This is a genomic window from Streptomyces sp. NPDC050610, from assembly GCF_040654875.1.
Lineage (GTDB): Bacteria > Actinomycetota > Actinomycetes > Streptomycetales > Streptomycetaceae > Streptomyces.
The window spans coordinates 147,156-169,123 of the sequence record NZ_JBFAIV010000013.1; the positions used below are offsets into that span (position 1 = coordinate 147,156).

General features: G+C 72.4%; 18 protein-coding genes and 1 pseudogene. 9 read left to right on the forward strand and 10 right to left on the reverse strand.

Translation table 11 applies throughout. From position 1 onward, the window contains the following. Positions 1 to 249: 249 nt before the first annotated feature. The 5 genes and pseudogenes from AB0I22_RS18345 to AB0I22_RS18365 all read right to left on the reverse strand — a co-directional run bounded on the left by AB0I22_RS18345 (position 250) and on the right by AB0I22_RS18365 (position 4,739). Positions 250 to 1,728: an EsaB/YukD family protein gene (locus AB0I22_RS18345; RefSeq protein ID WP_363131880.1), complete on the reverse strand. Its 1,479-nt coding sequence runs from the start codon at positions 1,726 to 1,728 to the stop codon at positions 250 to 252. 22 nt (positions 1,729 to 1,750) lie between these two features. Further along, the gene (locus AB0I22_RS18350; protein WP_363131881.1) at positions 1,751 to 2,254 is read right to left on the reverse strand and encodes a DUF6508 domain-containing protein; all 504 of its coding nucleotides are present in this window, start codon (positions 2,252 to 2,254) and stop codon (positions 1,751 to 1,753) included. Then, a pseudogene (locus AB0I22_RS18355) lies at positions 2,234 to 2,671 on the reverse strand (HD domain-containing protein); the annotation flags it as partial. The pseudogene AB0I22_RS18355 and the gene AB0I22_RS18350, both read right to left, overlap by 21 nt. After that, complete coding sequence (locus tag AB0I22_RS18360) at positions 2,668 to 3,363, reverse strand: hypothetical protein (protein WP_363131820.1); 696 nt, start codon at positions 3,361 to 3,363, stop codon at positions 2,668 to 2,670. The pseudogene AB0I22_RS18355 and the gene AB0I22_RS18360, both read right to left, overlap by 4 nt. A 239-nt stretch (positions 3,364 to 3,602) precedes the next feature. Next, positions 3,603 to 4,739, reverse strand: coding sequence for a PP2C family protein-serine/threonine phosphatase (locus AB0I22_RS18365; protein WP_363131821.1), 1,137 nt, complete (start codon positions 4,737 to 4,739; stop codon positions 3,603 to 3,605). Positions 4,740 to 4,875: 136 nt separating this feature from the next. On the opposite strand from AB0I22_RS18365, the gene AB0I22_RS18370 reads away from it, so the two are divergent. After that, on the forward strand, positions 4,876 to 6,111 hold the full coding sequence (locus tag AB0I22_RS18370) for a GNAT family N-acetyltransferase (protein WP_363131822.1): 1,236 nt from the start codon (positions 4,876 to 4,878) through the stop codon (positions 6,109 to 6,111). 4 nt (positions 6,112 to 6,115) lie between these two features. Here AB0I22_RS18370 and AB0I22_RS18375 read toward each other — a convergent pair whose 3' ends face one another. Next, complete coding sequence (locus AB0I22_RS18375) at positions 6,116 to 6,925, reverse strand: DNA-formamidopyrimidine glycosylase family protein (protein ID WP_363131823.1); 810 nt, start codon at positions 6,923 to 6,925, stop codon at positions 6,116 to 6,118. A gap of 114 nt (positions 6,926 to 7,039) precedes the next feature. Further along, the gene (locus tag AB0I22_RS18380; protein WP_363131824.1) at positions 7,040 to 7,525 is read right to left on the reverse strand and encodes a ribose-5-phosphate isomerase; all 486 of its coding nucleotides are present in this window, start codon (positions 7,523 to 7,525) and stop codon (positions 7,040 to 7,042) included. 193 nt (positions 7,526 to 7,718) lie between these two features. On the opposite strand from AB0I22_RS18380, the gene AB0I22_RS18385 reads away from it, so the two are divergent. Beyond that, positions 7,719 to 9,173: an amino acid permease gene (locus tag AB0I22_RS18385; protein WP_363131825.1), complete on the forward strand. Its 1,455-nt coding sequence runs from the start codon at positions 7,719 to 7,721 to the stop codon at positions 9,171 to 9,173. On the opposite strand, the gene AB0I22_RS18390 is transcribed toward AB0I22_RS18385, so the two are convergent. Next, positions 9,137 to 10,774, reverse strand: coding sequence for a serine/threonine-protein kinase (locus AB0I22_RS18390; protein ID WP_363131826.1), 1,638 nt, complete (start codon positions 10,772 to 10,774; stop codon positions 9,137 to 9,139). The two genes, AB0I22_RS18385 and AB0I22_RS18390, sit on opposite strands and share 37 nt — an antisense overlap. 143 nt (positions 10,775 to 10,917) lie before the next feature. Between AB0I22_RS18390 and AB0I22_RS18395 the strand changes: the two genes are divergently transcribed. Then, entirely contained in the window at positions 10,918 to 11,613 is a 696-nt protein-coding gene (locus AB0I22_RS18395; RefSeq protein WP_363131827.1) for a hypothetical protein, read from the forward strand. 264 nt (positions 11,614 to 11,877) lie between these two features. Here the strand turns inward: AB0I22_RS18395 and AB0I22_RS18400 are convergent, their stop codons facing one another. After that, positions 11,878 to 12,480 carry a biotin transporter BioY gene (locus tag AB0I22_RS18400; protein ID WP_363131828.1) on the reverse strand — a complete coding sequence of 201 codons (603 nt, stop codon included), beginning with the start codon at positions 12,478 to 12,480 and terminating at the stop codon, positions 11,878 to 11,880. Positions 12,481 to 12,749: 269 nt separating this feature from the next. On the opposite strand from AB0I22_RS18400, the gene AB0I22_RS18405 reads away from it, so the two are divergent. From AB0I22_RS18405 to AB0I22_RS18420, 4 genes are all read left to right on the forward strand, one after another. Further along, complete coding sequence (locus AB0I22_RS18405) at positions 12,750 to 14,147, forward strand: amino acid permease (protein ID WP_363131829.1); 1,398 nt, start codon at positions 12,750 to 12,752, stop codon at positions 14,145 to 14,147. A gap of 470 nt (positions 14,148 to 14,617) precedes the next feature. After that, positions 14,618 to 15,994, forward strand: coding sequence for an amino acid permease (locus AB0I22_RS18410; protein ID WP_363131882.1), 1,377 nt, complete (start codon positions 14,618 to 14,620; stop codon positions 15,992 to 15,994). Between the two features lie 164 nt (positions 15,995 to 16,158). After that, positions 16,159 to 16,800, forward strand: a complete 642-nt coding sequence (locus tag AB0I22_RS18415; RefSeq protein ID WP_363131830.1) for a superoxide dismutase — start codon at positions 16,159 to 16,161, stop codon at positions 16,798 to 16,800. 157 nt (positions 16,801 to 16,957) lie between these two features. Further along, positions 16,958 to 17,167, forward strand: coding sequence for a hypothetical protein (locus AB0I22_RS18420; RefSeq protein WP_363131831.1), 210 nt, complete (start codon positions 16,958 to 16,960; stop codon positions 17,165 to 17,167). A 57-nt stretch (positions 17,168 to 17,224) separates the two neighbouring features. Here AB0I22_RS18420 and AB0I22_RS18425 read toward each other — a convergent pair whose 3' ends face one another. After that, complete coding sequence (locus tag AB0I22_RS18425; RefSeq protein WP_363131832.1) at positions 17,225 to 17,860, reverse strand: disulfide bond formation protein DsbA; 636 nt, start codon at positions 17,858 to 17,860, stop codon at positions 17,225 to 17,227. Between the two features lie 141 nt (positions 17,861 to 18,001). On the opposite strand from AB0I22_RS18425, the gene pepN reads away from it, so the two are divergent. Both pepN and AB0I22_RS18435 read left to right on the forward strand, forming a co-directional pair. Next, positions 18,002 to 20,641, forward strand: coding sequence for an aminopeptidase N (gene pepN, locus AB0I22_RS18430; RefSeq protein ID WP_363131833.1), 2,640 nt, complete (start codon positions 18,002 to 18,004; stop codon positions 20,639 to 20,641). Between the two features lie 266 nt (positions 20,642 to 20,907). Beyond that, positions 20,908 to 21,954 (forward strand): hypothetical protein, encoded by a 1,047-nt coding sequence (locus AB0I22_RS18435; RefSeq protein ID WP_363131834.1) that lies wholly within the window; start codon positions 20,908 to 20,910, stop codon positions 21,952 to 21,954. The last annotated feature ends 14 nt before the right edge of the window (positions 21,955 to 21,968 follow it).

The following is a 21,968-nucleotide window of genomic DNA, read 5'->3' on the forward strand; positions in this document are numbered from 1 at the left end:
ACAGCAGAGTCCGCAGTCTCCCTGAGCGGTTCAGCGCCGCTCGGAGCGGCAGGCGCCCGCGCCCCGATGCCGACAGCCTGCGACGGGGGCACCGACCCGGCGGCCGGTTCCCCGTCCGGAGCCGTTCGCTGGGCGGGCATGCCGTCGCGCCCCGGCGCGGGCGGCGCCGGGGACGGGGCCGACGGGTCCGTCAGGGCGTCGGCGGGGTCCCGCCGGTCGTCCTCAGCCATAACGTTTCTCCTCCGCCTCTCAGAGCGCGTTCAGCAGGAGCGCGTACCCGCCGAACGCCCCGATCGCCAGCGGGAACAGGACGATGACCCCGGCCGCCTCGGCCAGGTCGATCAGGCGCCGGAGGCGGGCCCGCAGCCGCTCCGGCGGTCGGCGGGCCGACAGCGCGACCAGGGGAAGGACAGCGGCCACGGCGAGGGCGGCCAGGGGTGCGTACGGCGAACCGTCCGTATGGGCGATCCACACCATGGTCAGGCGCACCAGCAGGACGCCGGCCGCCGCCAGCAGCGCCACGACCTCCGCGACCAGCGGGAAGGCGCGGGCGCGCGAGAGCAGGACGACCACGAGTACGGACGTCAGCGGCACCGTCCACCACGTGGCCGCCGTGACGATCAGGAGGCCGGCCGCGGTGGCGGAGGCCGCGGTGACGAGCGTCGCCGGAGACAGCTGCCGGTGCGTCGCGGCCAGTGCGGTCTCGACCTCGTGGCGGCTCACGGACGCGCCGCCCGAGCGGTGGTCGTCCAGAGCGGTGAGCCCGGCCGCCGTCAGGGCCAGCCGCGGCAGCGCTCCCAGCGCGACCACGGAAGCGATGGCCAGCACCGCGCCGAGCCGCGTCAGGTCGCCCTCCACGGCGGCCACCGCCTCCCAGACGGCCGTCGTCACCACGACCGCCCCGGCGCCGATCAGTCCGCCGCGTCCCACGGGCGAGCAGAGCCCCAGCAGCAGCATCGTCACGGCCAGCGCCCCCGCCACCGCGGCCAGCCGGCCCGATCCCGGCCAGGCGTAGGCGTCCGCCGCCGTCCAGGCGCCGATCAGGCCGAGGGCTCCGCCGGTGAGCATGAGGGTGATGCCGAGCGCCCGGTTGCGCGCGCGCCCGGCGAGCGCTCCGGACAGGGCCGCCACCACCCCCGCGCCCAGGAGCACCGCCGCCGCGGCGGCGTGGCCCAGGCCCGTACGCGTCAGCACGCCGACGGCGACGGCGAGCGCGAAGGCGGCCAGGCCCGCCGTCCGCCGCCGCGCGACGGGCCGCCAGCGCAGGGCCCGTACGTCCAGGCCGGTGGCGGCAGACGCGGCGGACAACGCACCGTCAGCCCGTACGCCCAGCCCCGTGACCTCGGAAGCGGGCGACACACCGTCAGCCCATACGCCCAGCCCCGTGACCTCGGAAGCGGGCGACGCACCGTCAGCCCGTACATCCAAACCAGTGGCGGCAGACGCGGGCATCGCGCCATCGGCCCGTACGAGCCGCAGTACGGAGCCGTCCGGCACCGCCGCCTCGCCGAGGGTGGTATCCGGGGCGAGTACGGCGCCATCGGCCGTCACCAAGTGCCGTGCCCCGGGCGGGCCGGAGTTCTGGTCGTCGAGGAGGCGGAGGATGTCCGGCAGGAGCAGGCCGACGGGGTCGGCCGAGGGGAGCAGCAGGTCCACCCGTCGACGATCGCCGACCAGAGTGACCCGGCTCAGTCCCGTACGCTGCCCCGTTTGATGCCCCGCCCCCACGCTCGCCACCCTGCCGAACCTATCATCGCGCCGCTGTCGGACCCGGGCCCGGAGAGGGACTGCCCGGGGCGCCGCGCGCCGGTTCGTCGTACCAGGCCAGCAGCGCGGCGACGACCGCGTCCAGCATTCCGCTGTTCGCCGCGGCGGCGATGGTCCCGTCGCGGAACCGCTCGCCGCGCGCGATGGCGGTGGCGGCCCGTACCGCGTCGGCGGCGGTCAGCCGTCCGTCCGCCTGCCGGGCGGGCATCGGCCGGTCCGTCCAGCGGTACGCGGGCGTCACGGCGCCGACGGCCGAGAGCGCCCCGACCACGCGCCACAGCGCCTCGCTGTACTGGGGGTACGGCATCCGGCCCGTACCGTCCGGACCCGGCCCGCCCGGCGTCCACTGGACGTCGCGGTCCGCGGCCGTCAGCGCCTCGCCCGCCGCGCGCAGTTCGCGCCAGTGACCGGCGGCATCGTCCGCGCGGTCGAGCCGGGCGAGCAGCAACCGGTCGTCGGGGTCCGGCAGGCCGAGGAGCCCGCGCATCCGCGCGTACTTCTCGCGCAGCCGCTCGCGGGTGGCGGCGTCGAGGCGCGCGGCCCGTTCGGGGTCGGAGTTGTGCGCGAGGTCGGCCGCCTTGACCAGGAGCGCGCCGGGTGTGGCCAGGACGCGCGCCGCGTACGACTCGGGCGGCTCGTCCGGCCGCTTGGTCACCGCGAGCACCATGTCCTTGGTGCGCTGCGGGAGCGCGGCCCCGGCCAGCCACCGCTCGCTCAGCGCCCCGTCCTCGACGGAGTCGTGCAGCCATGCCGCGGCGATCTGCTCCCATGTGCCGCCGCGTTCGCGGACCCCGTCGGCGACGGCCGCCAGGTGTTCCGCGTAGGGCCGGCCGGCCTTGTCGGTCTGGGCCGCGTGCGCGCGGCGGGCCAGTTCCTCGACCTCCGCCAGGCTCAGGTACGTCATCCGGCCGCGCTCCCCGCCCGTCCCGGCGGGCAGTCCCCGGAGCCCGCCGCGCGTCCCGCGGCCGTCAGCCGGCCGGCCAGTTCACCGGCCAGGCCGCCGTCGACGCCGGCCACCGCGTCCGCCAGGTCCGCGAGTTGCGCGAGCACGTCGAAGCCGTGCGGCGCGGGGGCGGGCGCGGCGGAGAGCGACGCCGCGCCGCGGGTCACGACGTCGGCTATGTCCTCGGCGACGGCTCCGGTCACGGCGGTGTCGAGCAGTTCGCCCGGCTCGCCGCCGAGGTATTCGCCGTCGGCGATCCGCACCAGAGCCCGGAACGCCTCGGTGCGCCGTACCGCCGTGCCCTTCTCCTCGGCCATGTCGTCGCTGTCGGCGACGGCGACGGCGAGGTGGGCGAAGGTGCTGTCCACGGGCAGCGCGCGGTCGGTGCAGACGCCGTACCAGGGCGTCGCGCGGGGCGCTCGGGCGGCGCGGATCACCGCTTCGTAGCCGGCCGGTTCCGCCCACGTCGTCAGGGCGAGACAGGAGAGATAGCGTTCCCGCGCGGGGGCCGCCGGGTCGTTCATCAACTCCACGAGCGCGGGTACGCGTTCGCGGTGGCGGGCGTCGTCCAGCCCCTCGTAGATCACGTCATCCGGGTCGTCGGTCGGCTCGTCGTCAAAGTCCGTACCCAGCAATTCAGCGAAACGGGTCACTCGCGCCCCCGTGTCCAAAGGTGACGCGACGTTCGGGGGACGCATATCGGCCTTTCTGTCACGAGCGGTGCCGCGGCGGGCCGTGCCGCCGCGGGCGGACGGAGGACGCTCCCGACCGCGGTCGGCGGTCGGCGGCCCGGTCCGGCCCGGTCCATTCGCCATTCTCCGGCGGCGCGGGGGGTGCGTGGCAAGCTGATGGGCAAGCGTCGCTTGCCGCAGCCGGACGGGCCCGCTCGCCGTCAGTCGCGGCAGATGAGCAGCAGCGCCCGGTCGTCGTTGACGTCCTTGGCCACGGCCTCGATCAGATGCCAGGCCGCACCGTGGAACCCGGAGGCCACGTAGCGGTCGGCCTCCCCCGTCAGCCGGTCCATCCCCTCGGTGAGGTCCCGCTCCGCCGTCTCGACGAGCCCGTCGGTGAAGAGCATCAGCACGTCGCCGGGGCGCAGCGTGCCCTTGATCGGGTCGAACTGCGCGCCGTCGTAGACCCCGAGCAGCGGGCCCTCGGCGGCCATCTCCTCCCAGCGGCCGGTGCCCGCGGAGAGCTGGAGGGCGGGCAGGTGGCCCGCGGAGAGCAGTTCGTAGTCGCCGCTGTCGAGGTCGAGGACGAGATGCACCGAGGTGGCGAAGCCCTCGTCCCAGTCCTGGCGCAGCAGATAGCCGTTGGCGGCGGGCAGGAAGGCGTGCGGCGGCAGGGAGCCGAGCAGGCCGCCGAAGGCGCCGGAGAGCAGCAGGGCGCGGGAGGCCGCGTCCATGCCCTTGCCGGAGACGTCGGTGAGGACGACTTCGAGGGTGCGGCCGCCGTTCGTACGGGCCGCGACGACGAAGTCGCCGGAGAAGGACTGGCCGCCGGCCGGGCGCAGCGCCATCTCGCGGTGCCAGCCGCGCGGCAGTTGGGGCAGCTTGCTCTGCACCCGGATGCGTTCTCGCAGGTCGAAGAGCATGGTGCCGCCGCGTCTCCAGGGGACGCCGACGCGGCTGCGGAACTGGGCGATGAGCAGCCCGAAGAAGCCCACGGCGGCGACCACCAGGATGGTGCCGGGGGTGACCCGGTCCGCGCCGTCGGTGTACGGGCCGAGGATCGCGGACTCCACGATCAGGGCGGTGGCCGCGGCGGCGTACAGCGCGAGCAGGCTGGCGGGGCGCAGCAGCAGCCCGCCGGCGACGATCGGCAGGACGAGGGCGGAGGGTGCGCACCAGGCGGGCTGGGCGACAGTGGCGGCGGCGATGGCGGGGACGGAGAAGAGCAGGGCGGCGAGCGCGATCCAGTCGGAGCCGTCGCCTCGGAAGTAGTCGACCCCGGCCTTGCGCACGCCGACGCGGGCCCGGTGCAGTGCTTTGCGCATCCGGGCCGTCGGGGTGTCGGCAGCGCCAGTCATTGCATCGGGACCTTATCCACCCCTTCGGCGGTGCGTCGATTCGCGGTACGAGCGGAACCGGTGCCGCGTCCGCCGGGAAGGCAATCGTATGCGAAACCCGTTCGCTCGGGCGGGGAAGCGCTGCTAGGCATGGGGAATGACGACAGAGATACGGGCCCTCGCGCCCGCCGATTGGGACCAGTGGTACGGGGCGTTGGAGCTGGCCTTCGGGGGTGTTCCCGTGCCGGTGGAGCGGCGTGAAGTGTGGCGGGAACTTTTCGGTACGGTGCGGGCGATTGGGGCGTGGGAGGACGGTGAGGCCGTCGGGACGGCCGGGGCCGCCGAGTTCCGGCTGACGGTGCCGGGCGGCGCGTCGGTGGCCGCGGCGGGCGTGACGATGGTGAGCGTACGGCCCACGCACCGCCGCCGGGGGATATTGCGGTCGATGATGCGGCGGCAGTTGTCGGACTTCCGGTCCTGGGGCGAGCCGCTCGCCGTTCTGGTGGCCTCGGAACCGGACATCTACGGCCGGTTCGGCTACGGCGGCGCGACCCGGGCGCTCAGCGCCGAGATCGACACCGCTCTGGTGCGGCTCGCGGTGCCGGAGGGCGCCGATGACGTGCGGCTGCGGCTGCGCGCCGCGGACACGGACGAGGCGCGCGCGGTGTGCGAGTCGGTGTACGCGCGGCGGGTCGCGGAGCGGCCGGGGATGCTGGCGCGCCAGCCGGGCTGGGACCGGCTGATGACGTTCGATCTGGAGTCCGACCGGAACGGCGCGTCGCCCCTCAAGTGCGTGCTGGCGGAGGCGGACGGCGAGACGGTCGGGTACGCGCGTTACGCGGTCCGTCCGGGGTGGACGCCGGCCGGGCCGGACGGGACGGTGCTGCTGCGCGACATCGAGGCGCTGACCCCGGCCGCGTACGCCGCGCTGTGGCGCTATCTGTTCGGCATTGATCTGACGACGAGGATTTCTGTCCAGAGCCGCCCGGTCGATGACGCTCTGCTGCATCTCGTGAGCGATGACCGGCGGTGCGGGCTCGGGGTGCGGCAGTCGCTGTACGTACGGCTGGTGGACGTCGGGGAGGCGCTGGCGGCGCGTACGTACCAGGCCCCGGTGGACGTGGTGTTCGACGTCGCGGACGCCTTCTGTCCCTGGAACGAGGGGCGTTGGCGGCTGACCGGCGACGCCAAGGGCGCGTCCTGCGAGCGGACCGGCGACCCGGCGGATCTGGAGCTGTCCGTACGGGAGCTGGGCGCGGCCTATCTGGGCGGGGTGTCGCTGACGGCGCTCGCCGCCGGGGGCCGGGTGCGGGAGGTCCGCCAGGGTGCGCTGGCGGAGGCGGCGGTGGCGTTCGGGAGCGCGGTGGCCCCCTGGCTGCCGCACAGTTTCTGAGCGTCTACCTCGCCTGGCAGGCAGGGCACCAGAAGAGGTTGCGGGCGGCGAGGTCGGCGGTGCGGATCTCGGCTCCGCAGATGTGGCACGGCTGGGCGGCGCGCCGGTAGACGTAGACCTCGCCGCCGTGGTCGTCGACGCGCGGCGGGCGGCCCATGGCCTCGGGCTCGTGTTCCGGACGCACTGTGTCGATGCGGTTGTTGCGGACGCCCTCCCGCATCAGAACGACCAGGTCCGCCCAGACGGCGTCCCATTCGGAGCGGGTGAGATCGCGGCCCGGCCGGTACGGATCGATGCCGTGCCGGAACAGGACCTCGGCGCGGTAGACGTTGCCGACGCCCGCGATCACCTTCTGGTCCATGAGCAGCGCGGCGACGCTCGTACGGCTGCGGGAGATCCGGGCCCAGGCGCGCTCGCCGTCGTCGGCCGCCCGCAGCGGATCGGGCCCGAGCCGCTCGTGTATGGCCGCTTTCTCGCCATCGGTGATCAGCGCGCAGGTGGTGGGCCCGCGCAGGTCCGCGTACGCGCCGGGGTTCGCGAGCCGCAGCCGTACGGTCGCGGTCGGCGGCGGCGCGGGCGCGTCGCCGAAGCCCAGCTTGCCGAAGAGCCCGAGGTGGATGTGGACCCAGCCGGTCCCGCCGAAGCCCAGGAAAAGGTGTTTGCCGTGCGCCTCGGCCTCGGTCAGCTCCCGGCCGTCGATCAGCGCGGCGCTGTCGGAGAACTTGCCCTGCGGGCTGCTCGCCCGCACCGGCCGGCCCGCGAAGAGCTCGCGGTGGTCCTCGGCGAGGCGGTGGATGGTGTGGCCCTCGGGCACGGTCCGTCCTTCGGGGACTGAGGCGGCGGCGGTGGCGGCGGCGGGGAGACGGCGCGCCGGACGGCCGGACCGTCGCTGTCGCTGCGGCGACGGTCCGGCCGTCCGGGGCCGGTGTTACGGCTGGGGGTGGTGGGCCGGGATGGGCGGCAGCTCGCCGGTGGCCTCGTACGCGCTCAGCATCTCGATGCGGCGGGTGTGCCGCTCCTCGCCGGAGTACGGGGTGCTGAGGAAGATCTCGACGAACCGGGTCGCCTCTTCCTCGGTGTGCATCCGGCCGCCGACGGACAGGACGTTGGCGTCGTTGTGCTCGCGCCCGAGCTGGGCGGTCTGCTCGCTCCAGGCCAGCGCGGCCCGTACGCCCTTGACCTTGTTGGCGGCGATCTGCTCGCCGTTGCCGGAGCCGCCGATCACGATGCCCAGGCTCGCCGGGTCCGCGGCGGTCCGCTCGGCGGCCCGCAGGCAGAACGGCGGATAGTCGTCCTGGGCGTCGTAGATGTGCGGACCGACGTCGACGGGGTCGTGGCCGTGGGCCTTGAGCCACTCGACGAGGTGGTTCTTGAGTTCGTAACCGGCATGGTCGGAGCCGAGGTACACGCGCATGGCGTCGAGTGTGGCACGCCGGGGGCGGGGTAGACGCCGCAGGGTGCTGCTACCGAGGGTGAATACAACATTACGGATCAGGGGCTTCCGTAATGCACCTTCGAAAAGCTGTAATGCCTGGACCCGTAACCGGCTGCGTGCGGATTACGGGCGCCGTCCTGCCAGAGACAGCAGCTAAGGAACGTGCACATATATGAGCGCGACACCACCGATTACGACAAAGGCGTCGACCAACGGTGATTCGAGCAGCACCCCAGATTCTCACGAACCTCAAGACAACCTCAAGGCCGGATTGAAGAATCGTCACCTCTCGATGATCGCCATCGGCGGCGTCATCGGGGCGGGACTGTTCGTCGGCTCCGGCGCGGGCATCGCCAAGGCGGGGCCCGGCATCCTCATCTCGTACGCGCTCGCCGGCCTGCTGGTCGTCCTCGTGATGCGGATGCTCGGCGAGATGGCCGCCGCCGACCCGGCCTCCGGATCCTTCTCCGCCTACGCGGACCGCGCGCTCGGCCGCTGGGCCGGGTTCACGATCGGCTGGCTGTACTGGTTCTTCTGGGCCGTCGTGCTCGCCGTCGAGGCGACCGCCGGCGCGACCATCCTCAACGGGTGGATACCGGCCGTGCCGCAGTGGGGCTGGTCGCTGATCGTGATGATCGCCCTGACCGCGACCAACCTCGTCTCGGTCGGCTCGTACGGCGAGTTCGAGTTCTGGTTCGCCGGCATCAAGGTGGTGGCGATCGCCGCGTTCATCATCATCGCGGGCCTCGCCATCTTCGGCGTGCTGCCGGACACCCACTCGGTGGGCCTGGAGAACCTGACCGGGCAGGGCGGCTTCCTGCCGAACGGACCGGGCACCATCCTCTCCGGCATGCTGCTGGTCGTCTTCTCCTTCATGGGCAGCGAGATCGTCACGCTGGCGGCGGGCGAGTCCGAGAACCCCGAGAAGATGGTCGCCAAGGCCACCAACAGCGTGATCTGGCGCATCGGCATCTTCTACCTGGGCTCGATCCTCTTCGTCGTGACGCTGCTGCCGTGGAACGACCCGGAGATCCTCAAGGTCGGCCCGTACGTCGCCGTGCTCAACGAGATCGGCATCCCGCACGCCGGCACCGTCATGGACGTCATCGTGCTGACCGCCGTGCTCTCCTGTCTCAACTCCGGCCTCTACACCGCCTCCCGCATGGCCTTCTCCCTCGGCCGGCGCGGCGACGCGCCCAAGTCCTTCGGCCAGGTCGACAAGCGCGGCGTGCCCGCCGTCGCGATCTGGTCCTCGGTGGCCTTCGGCTTCGTCGCCGTCATCTTCAACTACACCTCGCCGGACACGGTCTTCAACTTCCTGCTCAACTCGTCCGGCGCGGTCGCCCTCTTCGTCTGGCTCGTCATCTGCTTCTCGCAGCTGCGGATGCGCCGGGTCATCGAGCGCGAGATGCCCGAGCGGCACACGGTCAAGATGTGGCTCTTCCCGTATCTGACCTACGCGACCATCGCGCTGATCATCTTCGTGGTGGGCTACATGTTCTACGACGACACGGGCCGCAAGCAGATGATCATGTCCGTGGTCGTGGGCGCGCTGGTGCTGGTCGTCGGCCTGCTCCTGGACCGCCGCCGTCACCGGGTGCGGAACGACTCCTTGACGCGCGAGTAGACGTCCAGGGCGGTGGAGCGCACGGGGTCGAGGTACCAGACGCTGAGCTGGTACGTACGGCCGCCGTGCGTGAAGCCGAGCTGTTGGCCGTGGCCCGGCTGACCGCCCTGGAGGAAGGCGTACTCCCAGATCACGGCCGGGTTGCCGGAGAACGTGGTGCGTTCCAGCCGCGTCTTGCGGTAGCCCGGCCGGCCTTGGTAATCGCGCTCGAAGCGCTGCCAGTGCGTCAGCAGGTCCTCCGTCGTACGGCCCTGGGAGGCCGACAGCTCGATGGTGCCGTCCTTGGGGCTGTAGCTAATATCGCCCGGGTTGCGCTGCGTGCGGTTCCACCCGGCGGGCGGGGCCCAGCTGAAGCCGTCCTCCTCCCGCTGCGCAGCGGCGGTGTCCGCCGCCCGTGAACCGCCCGCCGAGGCGCTCGGCGGCTTCTCCTTCGGGGAGGCCGCGCCGCTCCGCGCGGCCGAGGAGCCGGCAGGCCCGGGCCCGGACGACGCGGCGGACTCGGCGCCGCCGGTGTCCGGCCCTTGCAGGGCGAAGACCACCCCGGCCGCCACCCCCGAGACCGCCACCACCGCGGCGGCCGCCAGCACCGCCGTCCTCCGGCGCACGCGGCCCGGCGGCACGGCGTCGCGCACCGGCGCGTCGGCCACGGTGGGGTCGTGGGGCGGGGCGGGCTGCTGCTGCCACTGGGGCGGCATGGGCTGCTGGGGCGGTGCCGCGGGCCGTACGGGCGGCGGCTGCTCGGCCAGGACCGTCGGCGGATGCGGTCGCGGCTCCGGCTCGGCCAGGAGGGCCAGCGCCCCCTCCGTCTCGTCGAGCGTCGGCCGCCGCCCCGGCTCCTTCCTCAGCAGCTCCGTCAGCGTCCCCCGCAGCGGGCCCGACGCGTCCGGGAGCTCCGGCTCCTCATACAGCACGGCGTGCAGCGTGGCGAGGGTCGTCGCCCGGGTGAACGGCGACCGGCCGCCGACCGCGGCGCACAGCGTGGCGCCGAGCGACCACAGGTCCGAGGGCGGCCCCTGCTCCCGGCCCTCGATCCGCTCCGGAGCCATGTACTCCGGGGAGCCGACCAGCGTGCCGGCCATTGTCAGCGCCGCCGCGTCCTGCATCGCGGCGATGCCGAAGTCTGTGAGGACGATCCGGCCGCCCGCCGTGAGCAGGACATTGCCCGGTTTGATGTCGCGGTGCAGCACGCCGACGGCGTGCACCGAGCGCAGCGCGCGGGCCAGGCCGAGCCCGATCCGGGCGGCCTCGCGCGGCGGCACCGGGCCGTCCCGCGTCAGCACCTGCTCCAGCGACCGGGCGTCCACCAGCTCCATCACGATCCAGAGCCGGTCGTCCTCCTCCACCACGTCGTAGACCCGCACGACGTTGGGGTGGTCGATACGGGCCGTGGCCCGCGCCTCGCGCAGGCTGCGTTCGCGCTGTACGGAGCTGTCCTCGCCGACGAGTTCGCCGATCCGTATCTCCTTGGCGGCCACCGGCCGGCCGAGCACTTCGTCCCGGGCGCGCCACACGCGCCCCATTCCGCCCCGCCCGATCAATTCCAGCAGCCGGTAGCGATCGACGACCAATCGCCCCTGCACCTCGCCGCCCTCGTTTCCCACCAGGCCCGCCCCCATTACGGAAATAACTTCCCGTACCCCTCGCGAACGCAATCTTGTGGTACCTATTCAAATACTTCTGTAGAGACTACAGATAGGGGGGAACGAAAATGCGACGAAGTAATCAGCGTCGATCCTTGTGGGTGGTGGCGGTCGCCGGTGCGATGCTGCTGCTGCCCTTCGAGGCGCTGGCCGCCGAGCCGTCGCCCGGCAGCAGCGAGGGAGGCAGTCCGGGGGCGAGCGCCCCGGCGGGCTATGAGATCACCACGGAGCTGCCGGCCAAGATCTCCGTGGACAGGAAATCCGGGAAAACCGCCCTGTCCGCGAAGGTCACTAATAAAGGAGCCAAGGACACCGGAGCGATCCGGCTCAGCGTGGTCGGGTTCCAGGGGATGCGCGTCAACGCCGTCAAGGGCTGCACCGCCATCCCGACCGCACAATTGCCACCGGGTTCGAACAGCGGATTCGCCTGCGCCATCGATGAACTGGCCGCGGGAAAGAGCCGCAGCTACCCGGTCGACGCGAGCTTCGATCTGAAAAAGGCCGGGCAGATCTGCCTCCCGGTCACCCTGGGCGACACCAAGACGCTGCTGTGGCAGCAGGGCCCGGTCCAGTTCGGCACCACCGACACCAGTTCCGACGCGCCCGACACCCCGTTGCTGCTCGGCACCCGGAACGTGCCGGCCGGCGCGGCGGAGAAGAGCCCCGGCCCCGCCCAGAGCGATCTGCCCAGTACGGGCACGCCGTCGGCCCTCCCGCTGACCGGCGGGATCGCCGTGGTGCTGCTGGCCACGGGCGCGGCGGGGATCTGGTTCACGACCCGCAAGCACGGCCGCCACTGAGCACGGCGCGCCGAACGGGCAGCGGGCGCGGCGCTCCGGACGGAGGTAACGGCCGGAGCTAGCGGCGGCCGGAGCGTACGGACGGAGCTAACGGCCGGACGGACGGAGCGTACGTACGGCCGGAGCGTACGGGCCCGGCACACGCCGCGCGGAAGCCGGAGCGCGCCAGGCCCGTGACCGGGCCCGTGACCGACGCCGGGGCCCGCGTCCGATCCCTCGGACGCGGGCCCCGGCCCGTACGTGCACGCGCCTCGCGCGGTCAGATCAGCCGTGGCGGCCGAGCAGCTTCCAGGCGGCGGGCAGCGCGCCCATCGCGAGCGCGGCCTTGAGCGCGTCGCCGATGAGGAACGGGGTCAGACCGGCGGCGACGGCCGCGGAGAGCGAGATGTGCGTGCTCAGCGCGAGGTAGGGGACGCCGATCCCGTAGATCAGCGCGGAGCCGAGCGCCATGGTGCCCGCGGTGCGCAGCGGGGAGCGGTCGGCGCCGCGGCGGGCCAGGGAGCCGACGACGGTCGCGGCGAGCAGCATGCCCAGCACGTACCCGAAGGTCGCGCCGCCCGCGCCCGCGGCGCCGTTCGCGAACCAGGGCATGCCGGCCATGCCGACCAGGGCGTACAGCGCGAGGGAGAGGAAGCCGCGGCGGGCGCCGAGGGCGGTGCCGACCAGCAGGGCGGCGAAGGTCTGGCCGGTGACCGGGACCGGGGAGCCGGGAATCGGCACGGCTATCTGGGCGGCGATGCCGGTGAGGGCGGCGCCGCCGAGCACGAGGGCGGCGTCGCGGACGCGGGCCCGGGCGTCGGTGGAGGCGGGGAGCAAATCGGCGAGGACCGTACCGGTCCGGGAAGCTGTGGCGGCGGCGGTGGCCATCGGTACTCCGCGGGGTCAAGGGCGGTTGAGGACAATGCGACGTTAGCGGAGGGGCTCTCCGTGATCACCGTATGGCGGTGACAAAGCCGCGCGGCCGGTCTTGGAGAGTTCCGATCGGGGCCGTGATTTCCCGGCCTGCCTGGGGTTTCGCGGGTTCCCGCACGGTGGGTGAGGCTTGTCACGCGGCGCCGGGGGTTTGCGCCGCGCGCCCGGGCGCGGAGACACTTAGGTCCCTTTGACCACACATCGCCTCGGGAGTCACGAGCGTTATGCAGGACGCATCCCCTGCCGTCGAGTCCCGTGCCGACGGTCCGAGAAAGTCCCTCGCCACCGGGCTGAAGCAGCGCCATATGACGATGCTCGGCCTGGGCGGCGTGATCGGCGCCGGGCTGTTCGTGGGCTCGGGGGCGGGCATCGCCGTCGCGGGGCCCGGCATCGTCGTGTCGTATCTGATCGCGGGCGCGCTCGCGATGCTGGTGATGCGGATGCTCGGCGAGATGTCCGCGGCGATGCCCGCCTCCGGCGCGTTCTCGGTGCACGCGGAGCGGGCGCTGGGGCGGTGGGCCGGCTTCTCGGTGGGCTGGCTGTACTGGTTCCTGCTGGTCGTCGTGTTGGCGGTGGAGGCGACGGGCGCGGCGCAGATCGCCAACGGCTGGGTGCCCTCGGTGCCGCAGTGGGCATGGGTGCTGCTGTTCATGGTGGTGTTCACCGGCGCCAACCTCGCGTCGGTGCGCAACTTCGGCGAGTTCGAGTTCTGGTTCGCGACGCTCAAGGTCACGGCGATCATCCTGTTCCTGGCGCTGAGCCTGCTGGCGATCTTCGGCGTGCTGCCCGACACCCACGCCGTGGGGCTCACCAACCTCACCGGGCAGGGCGGGTTCCTGCCGAACGGCTGGAGCGGCGTGGTCTCCGGCGTGCTCGCCGTGGTCTTCGCCTTCGGCGGTCTGGAGGTCGTCACGATCGCGGCCGCCGAGTCGGACGACCCGGGGCGCGCGGTGGGCCGCGCGGTGCGCAGCGCCGTGTGGCGCATCCTCTTCTTCTACGTCGGCTCGATGCTCGTCATCGTCGCCCTGCTGCCCTGGTCCTCGATGCGGCCGGGGAAGAGTCCGTACGTGGCGGTGCTGGACTCGATCGGGGTGCCGGCCGCCGGGCAGATCATGAACATCGTGGTGTTCGTGGCGCTGCTGTCCGCGCTCAACGCCAACCTCTACGGCTCGTCCCGGATGGTCTTCTCGCTGGCGGAGCGCGGCGAGGCGCCGCGCTCGCTGCTGACGGTGGCCGGCGGCGGGGTGCCGCGGCGGGCGGTGCTCGCGTCGGTCGCCTTCGGCTTCGTCTCCGTGCTGCTGAACCTGAAGTGGCCGGACTCGATCTTCCAGTACCTGCTGAACGCGGTGGGCGCGGTGCTGCTCTTCGTCTGGGGGCTGATCGCCGCCTCGCAGTTGCGGCTGCGGCGGCAGCTGGAGCGCGAACACCCGGAGCGGCTGACGCTGCGGATGTGGGGGTTCCCGTGGCTGACGTGGGCGGCGCTGGCCGCGATGGCGACGGTGCTGGTGCTGATGCTGTTCGACGCCTCGGCGCGGCCGCAGCTGCTGTGGTCGGCGGGCGCGACGGGCGTGGTGCTGGTGGTGGCCCTGCTCAGGGAGTGGCGGCAGCACGCGGCGCGGTAGCGCGGGTCCCGGCGGCGCGATTCACGGACGTACGCGGCTCCCTCCGCAAGCGCGGAAAACCGGCGTACGCAGCCGCCCCGCGGCGCGATCCACGGACGTACGCAGCCCACCCCGCAGCCCGATTCACGGACATACGCAGCCCACCCCCGTAGCCCGATTCACGTACGCGCGCAGCCGCTCCGCGACGCGATTCACGGACGTACACGGCCGCCCCCGCAGCGCGGGATTCGGACGTACGGAGTCCGGTAACGCGCGGCGCACGATGGCGCACAGGAACATTTCTGACGATCAGTCAGGTACGCACAGTCACGAACAGGACTGAATATCGAACACCTCTGTCACGCCTGTTGTCCTGAGCGAACACGCGCCCCACACTGATGCCCACTTCATCGATCTCACGCCTGAGGACAGCCACGACCATGACTCGGACACCTGCGTCCTCCGCGCACGAGCGCGAGGTCTCTGACGCGATGAGCGCCCCGCCGGCGCCCGGCGACGCATCACTGTCGAACGGACTCAAACAGCGCCACCTGTCGATGATCGCGCTGGGCGGCGTGATCGGCGCGGGCCTCTTCGTGGGGTCGGGCGCGGGCATCGCCAAGGCCGGACCGGGGATCGTGCTCGCGTACGCGGTCTCCGGCCTGCTGGTGATGCTCGTGATGCGGATGCTCGGCGAGATGTCGGCGGCCAACCCGGCCTCGGGCACCTTCTCCGTGCACGCGGAGCGCGCGATAGGCCCGTGGGCGGGGTTCACCGCCGGGTGGATGTTCTGGGTCGAGCTGTGCGTGGGCATCGCGGTCGAGGCGATCGGCGCGGCGGCCATCATGGTCTCGTGGTTCCCCGCCACGTCCTCCTGGATGTGGGTCCTGCTGTTCATGGTCCTCTTCTGCGGTACGAACCTCGCGGCCGTGGGCAACTTCGGCGAGTTCGAGTTCTGGTTCGCGACGCTGAAGGTCGGCGCGATCGGGATCTTCCTGGTGCTGGGCGTGCTCGCCGTCCTCGGACTGCTGCCGGGCACCAGCTCGCCGGGCGGCGACAACCTCACCGGCGCGGGCGGCTTCCTGCCGAACGGCCTGAACGGCCTGATCATCGGCCTGCTGGCGTCCGTGTTCGCCTACGGCGGCCTGGAGACGGTGACGATCGCGGCGGCCGAGTCGGAGCACCCGGTGCGCGGCGTCGCCAAGGCGGTCCGTACGGCGATGTGGCGCATCGCCCTCTTCTACGTCGGTTCGATGCTCGTGGTCGTCACGCTGATCCCGTGGGACGACAAGTCCGTGGTCAAGGACGGCCCGTACGTCGCGGTCCTGAACCACCTGGACATTCCGGCGGCCGGCCAGATCATGAACGTCATCGTGCTGATCGCCCTGCTCTCCGCGATGAACGCCAATATCTACGGCGCGTCCCGGATGTCGTACTCGCTGGTGGCCCGCGGCCAGGGGCCCAAGTTCCTCGGCAGGACCTTCGGCGGCGTCCCCCGGCTGACCGTGCTCGCCTCCTCCGCCTTCGGCTTCTTCGCGGTCCTGCTCAGCTACTGGTGGCCGGACACCGTCTTCAAGTGGCTGCTGTACATGACCGGCGCCGCCGTGCTGGTGGTGTGGGCGTTCATCGCCGCCACCCAGCTGCTGTCGCGGAGCCGGCTCCAGCGCGAGGCGCCCGAGCGGCTGGTCGTGCGGATGTGGCTCTTCCCGTATCTGACCTGGGTCGCACTGCTCGCCATCCTCGGCGTGCTGGCGCTGATGCTGCGCGAGGAGGACACCCGGCTGCAGCTGTACTTCACCGCCGGGCTGACGGTCGTACTGGCACTCGTCGGGTACGTACGGCAGCGGTCGGTAGCCGCCAAGAACTGACGGCACGCACGCTCCCGGCCGGGGCGGGGCAGGTCCTGATCTCCGGGACCTACCCCGCCTCGGTCTTTTGTCGGAGGCCGCCACCCTTTCCCGCGTTTGGATTGCTCCTGCTGGTAGCGTCTACCTGCAAGTTAATTGCAACACGCAGTCGGAGAGGGCTCGGCATGGCCATCTACACACTTCCTGAACTCCCGTATGACTACTCGGCGCTGGCTCCGGTCATCAGCCCCGAGATCATCGAACTGCACCACGACAAGCACCACGCGGCGTATGTCAAGGGTGCGAACGACACCCTGGAGCAGCTCGCTGAGGCCCGGGACAAGGACCAGTGGGGGTCGATCAACGGCCTGGAGAAGAACCTGGCCTTCCACCTCTCCGGCCACATCCTGCACTCCATCTACTGGCACAACATGACCGGTGACGGCGGCGGCGAGCCGCTGGACAAGGACGGCGTGGGCGGCCTCGCGGACGCCATCGCGGAGTCCTTCGGCTCCTTCGCCAAGTTCAAGGCCCAGCTGACCAAGGCGTCGGCCACCACGCAGGGCTCGGGCTGGGGCGTCCTCGCCTACGAGCCGGTCACCGGCCGCCTCATCGTCGAGCAGATCTACGACCACCAGGGCAACGTCGGCCAGGGCTCGGTCCCGATCCTGGTCTTCGACGCCTGGGAGCACGCCTTCTACCTTCAGTACAAGAACCAGAAGGTGGACTTCATCGAGGCCATGTGGCAGGTCGTCAACTGGCAGGACGTGGCCAAGCGCTACACCGCCGCCAAGGAGCGGGCCAACAACCTGCTGCTGGCCCCGTGACGACTGGCGCCAGGCGAATGGCGCCGTAGCGGAGAACGTCCTGCCTCGTGATCGTCTTCTCAACCTTCGCTCGGCAGGCGGATAGAGGAAAGGCCCCCGCGAGGACATGACTCGCGGGGGCCTTTCGGTATGCCCGGTTCCGGCCGACGGTAAAGCCATGGCCGACTCTTCCAAGCGCTGCAAGAACTGCGGCGACCGCATGCAGAACTTCCGCAAGCTCACGGACGGCGAGTACGACTACGTCCTCGCACAGGTAGGGCGCGCCGAGGCCGGGAACTACCGGCGCTGCGACAACGGACGCTGCCGGCGCGTCCAGCACTACTTCAGGTTCGGAGAGGGTTTCACCCTCCCCGACTCCTTCCGCTGACCGCTGAGCGCTGATCGCTGACCACTGATCGCTGATCGCTGATCGCCGACCGCTGACTCAGTCGAAGATCGGGTCCTGGGTCCGCGTCCTCTTGAGCTCGTAGAAGCCGGGGACGGACGCGACCAGCAGGGTGCCGTCCCACAGTTTCGCCGCCTCCTCGCCCTTGGGGGCCGGGGTGACGACCGGGCCGAAGAAGGCGACCTGCCCGCCGTCGGCGCCCGGCACGGCGATCACCGGCGTGCCCACGTCCTGGCCGACCAGGTCGATGCCCTCATTGTGCGAGGCGCGCACCGCGTCGTCGTACGCGTCGGAGTCCATGGCGTCGGCCAGCTCCGCCGGCAGCCCGGCGTCCTGGAGCGCCGCCAGGATCATGTCGCGGCCGCGCCCCATCTTCTGGAGGTGGATGCGGGTGCCGAGCGCGGTGTACAGCGGGGCCAGCACCTCGTCGCCGAACCGCTGGGCGGCCGCGACGCAGACCCGCACCGGGCCCCAGCCCGTCTTGGTGAGCTCGGCGTACTTCTCGGGCAGCTCGTCGAGCCGGTTCTCGTTGAGCACCGACAGGCTCATCACATGCCAGCGGACCTCGACCGGACGGACCTTCTCCACTTCGAGCATCCAGCGGGAGGTCATCCAGGCCCAGGGGCAGAGCGGGTCGAACCAGAAATCGGCAGGAGTCTTTACGGTCTCGGACACGGGTTCTCTCCTCGTCGTGGCGCCGCCCGGCGCCAAGGGACCTCGGTCAGCGATTCAACAATCGGACACCGTGCCATGATTCCAAGTGTTCGACATACGACACACAGAAGACACAGAAGACGCAGCAGAGGGAGACACGTCGTGCCCGGTGAGAACCTGACCCGTGACGAGGCCCGCGAGCGGGCCCGCCTGCTGACCGTGGAGGGCTACGACGTGGCGCTCGACCTGCGGTCCGCCGTCGGGCCGGGCGGCGGCGCCGGGCCGGGCGCGCCACGCGTCTTCCGCTCCACCGCCACCATCCGCTTCGACTGCGCCGAGCCCGGCGCCGCGACCTTCGTGGACCTCCTCGCGCCCGCCGTGACCAGGGTCGAGCTGAACGGCACGGAGCTGGACCCGGCCGCCGTCTTCGACGGCTCGCGCGTCGCGCTGGAGGGGCTGGCCGCGAAGAACGTCCTGGTGGTGGACGCGGAGTGCGCGTACAGCCGGACCGGCGAGGGCATGCACCGCTTCACCGACCCCGAGGACGGCGAGGTCTACCTCTACACGCAGTACGAGCCCGCCGACTCCCGGCGCGTCTTCGCCTGCTTCGAGCAGCCCGACCTCAAGGCCCCGTTCACCTTCGAGGTGACCGCCCCGGCCGAGTGGACGGTGCTGAGCAACGGCGCGCAGGACGGCGAGCCCGTGCCCGCCGAGGCCGCGGCGGACGGCACGGCCGCCGCCACCTGGCGCTTCGCCCGTACCCAGCCGATCTCCACGTACATCACCGCCGTCGTCGCCGGCCCGTACCACTACGTCCGCGACCACTACAGCCGCGCCCTCGACGACGGCACCACGCTGGAGATCCCGCTGGGCGCGCTCTGCCGCAAGGGGCTGGCCAGGCACTTCGACGCGGACGACATCTTCACGGTCACCAAGCAGGGCCTGGACTTCTTCCACGACAACTTCGACTACCCGTACCCGTTCGGCAAGTACGACCAGGCGTTCGTGCCGGAGTACAACATCGGGGCGATGGAGAACCCGGGCTGTGTGACCTTCCGCGAGGAGTTCGTCTTCCGCGGCAAGGTGACGCAGGCGTCGTACGAGGGCCGGGCCAACGTCATCCTGCACGAGATGGCGCACATGTGGTTCGGCGACCTGGTGACCATGCGGTGGTGGGACGACCTGTGGCTCAAGGAGTCGTTCGCCGACTTCATGGGGGCGTTCGCGCTGGTCGAGGCGACCCGCTTCAAGGACGGCTGGATCACCTTCGCCAACCGCCGCAAGTCCTGGGCGTACCGCGCCGACCAGCTGCCCTCCACGCACCCGGTCACCGCCGACATCGACGACCTCCAGGACGCCAAGCTCAACTTCGACGGCATCACCTACGCCAAGGGCGCGTCCGTGCTCAAGCAGCTCGTGGCGTACGTGGGGCGCGACGCGTTCCTCGAAGGCGCCCGGCGCTACTTCAAGCGCCACGCGTACGGCAACACCACCCTGGACGACCTGCTCTCCGTGCTGGCCGAGACCTCCGGCCGCGACATGGCCGGCTGGGCGCGCTCCTGGCTGCAGACCGCGGGCGTCAACTCGCTCACCCCGCAGGCCACCTACGACGCCGCCGGGCGCGTCACCGAGCTCGCCGTGCTCCAGGAGGCCGCCGAGTCCCACCCCGAGCTGCGCCCGCACCGCGTCGCCGTCGGCCTCTACCGCCGGGAGAACGCCGACGGCACGCTGGTGCGCTACGCCCGCGCCGAGGTGGACGTCGCCGGCCCCCGCACGGTCGTCGCGGAGCTGGCCGGGGCCGAGCGCCCCGAGCTGATCCTGGTCAACGACGACGACCTGACGTACTGCAAGGTCCGCTTCGACGAGGGGTCGCTGGCCACCCTGCGGGCGCACCTCGACGAGCTGGCCGACCCTCTCGCCCGCGCGCTGTGCTGGTCCGCGCTGTGGAACCTGACCCGCGACGGGCTGATGCCCGCCCGCGACTTCCTCGACCTGGTGCGGCGGTTCGGCGGGGCCGAGTCCGACATCGGCGTGCTCCAGATGCTGCACGCCTGGGCGAAGACCGCGCTGACCCACTACGCCGCGCCCGAGTGGCGCGCCGAGGGCGGCCGGCTGCTGGCCGAGGCGGCGCTCAGCGAGCTGCGGCTCGCCGAGCCGGGCAGCGGCCACCAGCTCGCGTGGGCGCGGTTCTTCGCGCAGGTCGCGGGCGAGGACGCGGACCTTCAGCTGCTGCGCGGTCTGCTGGAGGGGACCGCGAAGATCGACGGGCTCGACGTGGACCAGGAGCTGCGCTGGACGCTGCTGGAGCCGCTCGCCGCGCGCGGCGCGGCCGACGAGGCGCTGATCGCGGCCGAGCTGGCCCGCGACGACACCGCCTCCGGCAAGCGGCACCAGGTGCGCTGCCTGGCCGCGCGCCCCTCGGCGGCGGTCAAGGACCAGGCGTGGGCGACGGTCGTGGAGTCCGACGCGCTGTCCAACGCGCTGGTCGAGGCCACCATCTCCGGCTTCGACCAGTCCGGTCAGCGCGAGATCCTCGCGCCGTACGCGCCGAAGTACTTCGCGGCGATCGACCGCGTCTGGCGGGAGCGGTCCATCGAGATCGGCATGGCGATCGTCCGCGGGCTGTTCCCGTCGCTCCAGGACGACCCGGCGACGCTCGCCGCGGCCGACGCCTGGCTGGCGGAGCACCCCGCCGGCGGCGGCACCCCTGCGGCCCTGCGCCGCCTGGTCCTGGAGGAGCGCGACGACCTGGCGCGGGCGCTGCGCGCGCAGGAGTGCGACACGGGGGCCGGGAACCGCTGAGCCGGGCGCCCCATACGGGCGCGGGGCGACCGGCCTCCGTCCGTACGGGCCGGTGCGGACGAGCCCGTACGGGCCGAACTCGCGCGGACGACGAGCCCGCAGGACGCCCGAACGGACGCCCGTACGGTACGAGGCCGTCCGTGCGGGCCCGCGCCGGGGCGTTTTCGGCAGTCGAACGCCCGTACTTTAGGGCTGCCTTGTCCTGATTCGCCGACGAGCGTGTAACAGCGGTTAGGAGACGGACGGCGCGCGGGAATTGCCGGGGCATGGACCACGACTCCCCGCTCTCCGCGCGCCATCCGCTCCCCCTCGACGAGGCGCCGCGGCGGGTGCTGACCACCCGGCAGCTGCGCGAGTACGGCGTCGGCGGCGCCGACGCCGCCGGCCGCTGCCGCCCCGGCGGCCCCTGGCAGCAGCTGCTGCCGGGGGTCTTCCTGCTCCACCCCGGGCCGCCCACCAGCGAGGAACGGCTGCACGCCGCGCTGCTGTACACCGCGTACCGCCCGCAGGGCGTGCCGTCGCAGTCCCGGCGCGAGGGCCCGGCGGCCGGGTCGGGCCCGTACGGCGAGGCGATGGTCACCGGGCTCGCGGCGCTCGCCCTGCGCCGGTTCTCCGCCGCTCCCCCGCTGCTCTCCCTGGACCGGATCAGCGTCCTCGTGCCGCGCACCCGCAGGCTGCGCTCCACCGGCTTCGTGGAGGTCGTCCGGGCGGTCGAGCTGCCGGAGCCGCAGGAGGTCACCGGGGTGCCGGTGGCTCCGGTGGAGCGCGCCCTCGCCGACGCCGTGGCGCGGCTCTGCGAGCCGGTCGCCGTGCTGCGGCTGCTGACGGAGGCGGTGCGCGCCGGGCACTGCGAGGCGGGCGCGGCGGTGCGGGAGCTGGGCCGGGCCCGGCTGCTGACCCGGCCGCACGTCGTGGACGCCGTCGACAGGCTGGTCGCGGAGGGGCGGGCCATCGCGGAAACCGCGCTGTACGCCACGGTGCGCGGGCACCGGCTGCCCGAGCCGCTGTGGAACGTCGAACTGCGGGCGGCCGGCGGCCCGGCGCTGGGCGGCGTGGACGCGTACTGGCCCGAGCAGGCCGTGGCGGTGGAGATCGATGTGCGCTCGCCGTGCGCCGACGCGGACGCGGACGCCGTGCTCCGCGACCGCGCCCGCAGGCGGGAGCTCCTGGAGCGGCTCGGTATCACGGTCGTCCACCTGTCGCCCAGGAAGCTGCGGGAGGCGGCGGCGGAACAGGCCGCGGTGGTCCGTACCGCCCTGATGGCGGCGGACGACCGCGACCCGGCCGCCTATGTGGTGGTCCTGCCGAGGTGAGGGTCAGTTCCCGG

Excerpts from the sequence above, each read along its gene's own strand:
- AB0I22_RS18350 (WP_363131881.1), bottom strand. The coding sequence starts at position 2,254 with ATGCGCGGGCTCCTCGGCCTGCCGGACCCCGACGACCGGTTGCTGCTC.
- AB0I22_RS18365 (WP_363131821.1), bottom strand. The coding sequence starts at position 4,739 with ATGACTGGCGCTGCCGACACCCCGACGGCCCGGATGCGCAAAGCACTG.
- AB0I22_RS18370 (WP_363131822.1), top strand. The coding sequence starts at position 4,876 with ATGACGACAGAGATACGGGCCCTCGCGCCCGCCGATTGGGACCAGTGG.
- AB0I22_RS18380 (WP_363131824.1), bottom strand. The coding sequence starts at position 7,525 with ATGCGCGTGTACCTCGGCTCCGACCATGCCGGTTACGAACTCAAGAAC.
- AB0I22_RS18385 (WP_363131825.1), top strand. The coding sequence starts at position 7,719 with ATGAGCGCGACACCACCGATTACGACAAAGGCGTCGACCAACGGTGAT.
- AB0I22_RS18400 (WP_363131828.1), bottom strand. The coding sequence starts at position 12,480 with ATGGCCACCGCCGCCGCCACAGCTTCCCGGACCGGTACGGTCCTCGCC.
- AB0I22_RS18405 (WP_363131829.1), top strand. The coding sequence starts at position 12,750 with ATGCAGGACGCATCCCCTGCCGTCGAGTCCCGTGCCGACGGTCCGAGA.
- AB0I22_RS18410 (WP_363131882.1), top strand. The coding sequence starts at position 14,618 with ATGAGCGCCCCGCCGGCGCCCGGCGACGCATCACTGTCGAACGGACTC.
- AB0I22_RS18415 (WP_363131830.1), top strand. The coding sequence starts at position 16,159 with ATGGCCATCTACACACTTCCTGAACTCCCGTATGACTACTCGGCGCTG.
- AB0I22_RS18420 (WP_363131831.1), top strand. The coding sequence starts at position 16,958 with ATGGCCGACTCTTCCAAGCGCTGCAAGAACTGCGGCGACCGCATGCAG.
- AB0I22_RS18435 (WP_363131834.1), top strand. The coding sequence starts at position 20,908 with ATGGACCACGACTCCCCGCTCTCCGCGCGCCATCCGCTCCCCCTCGAC.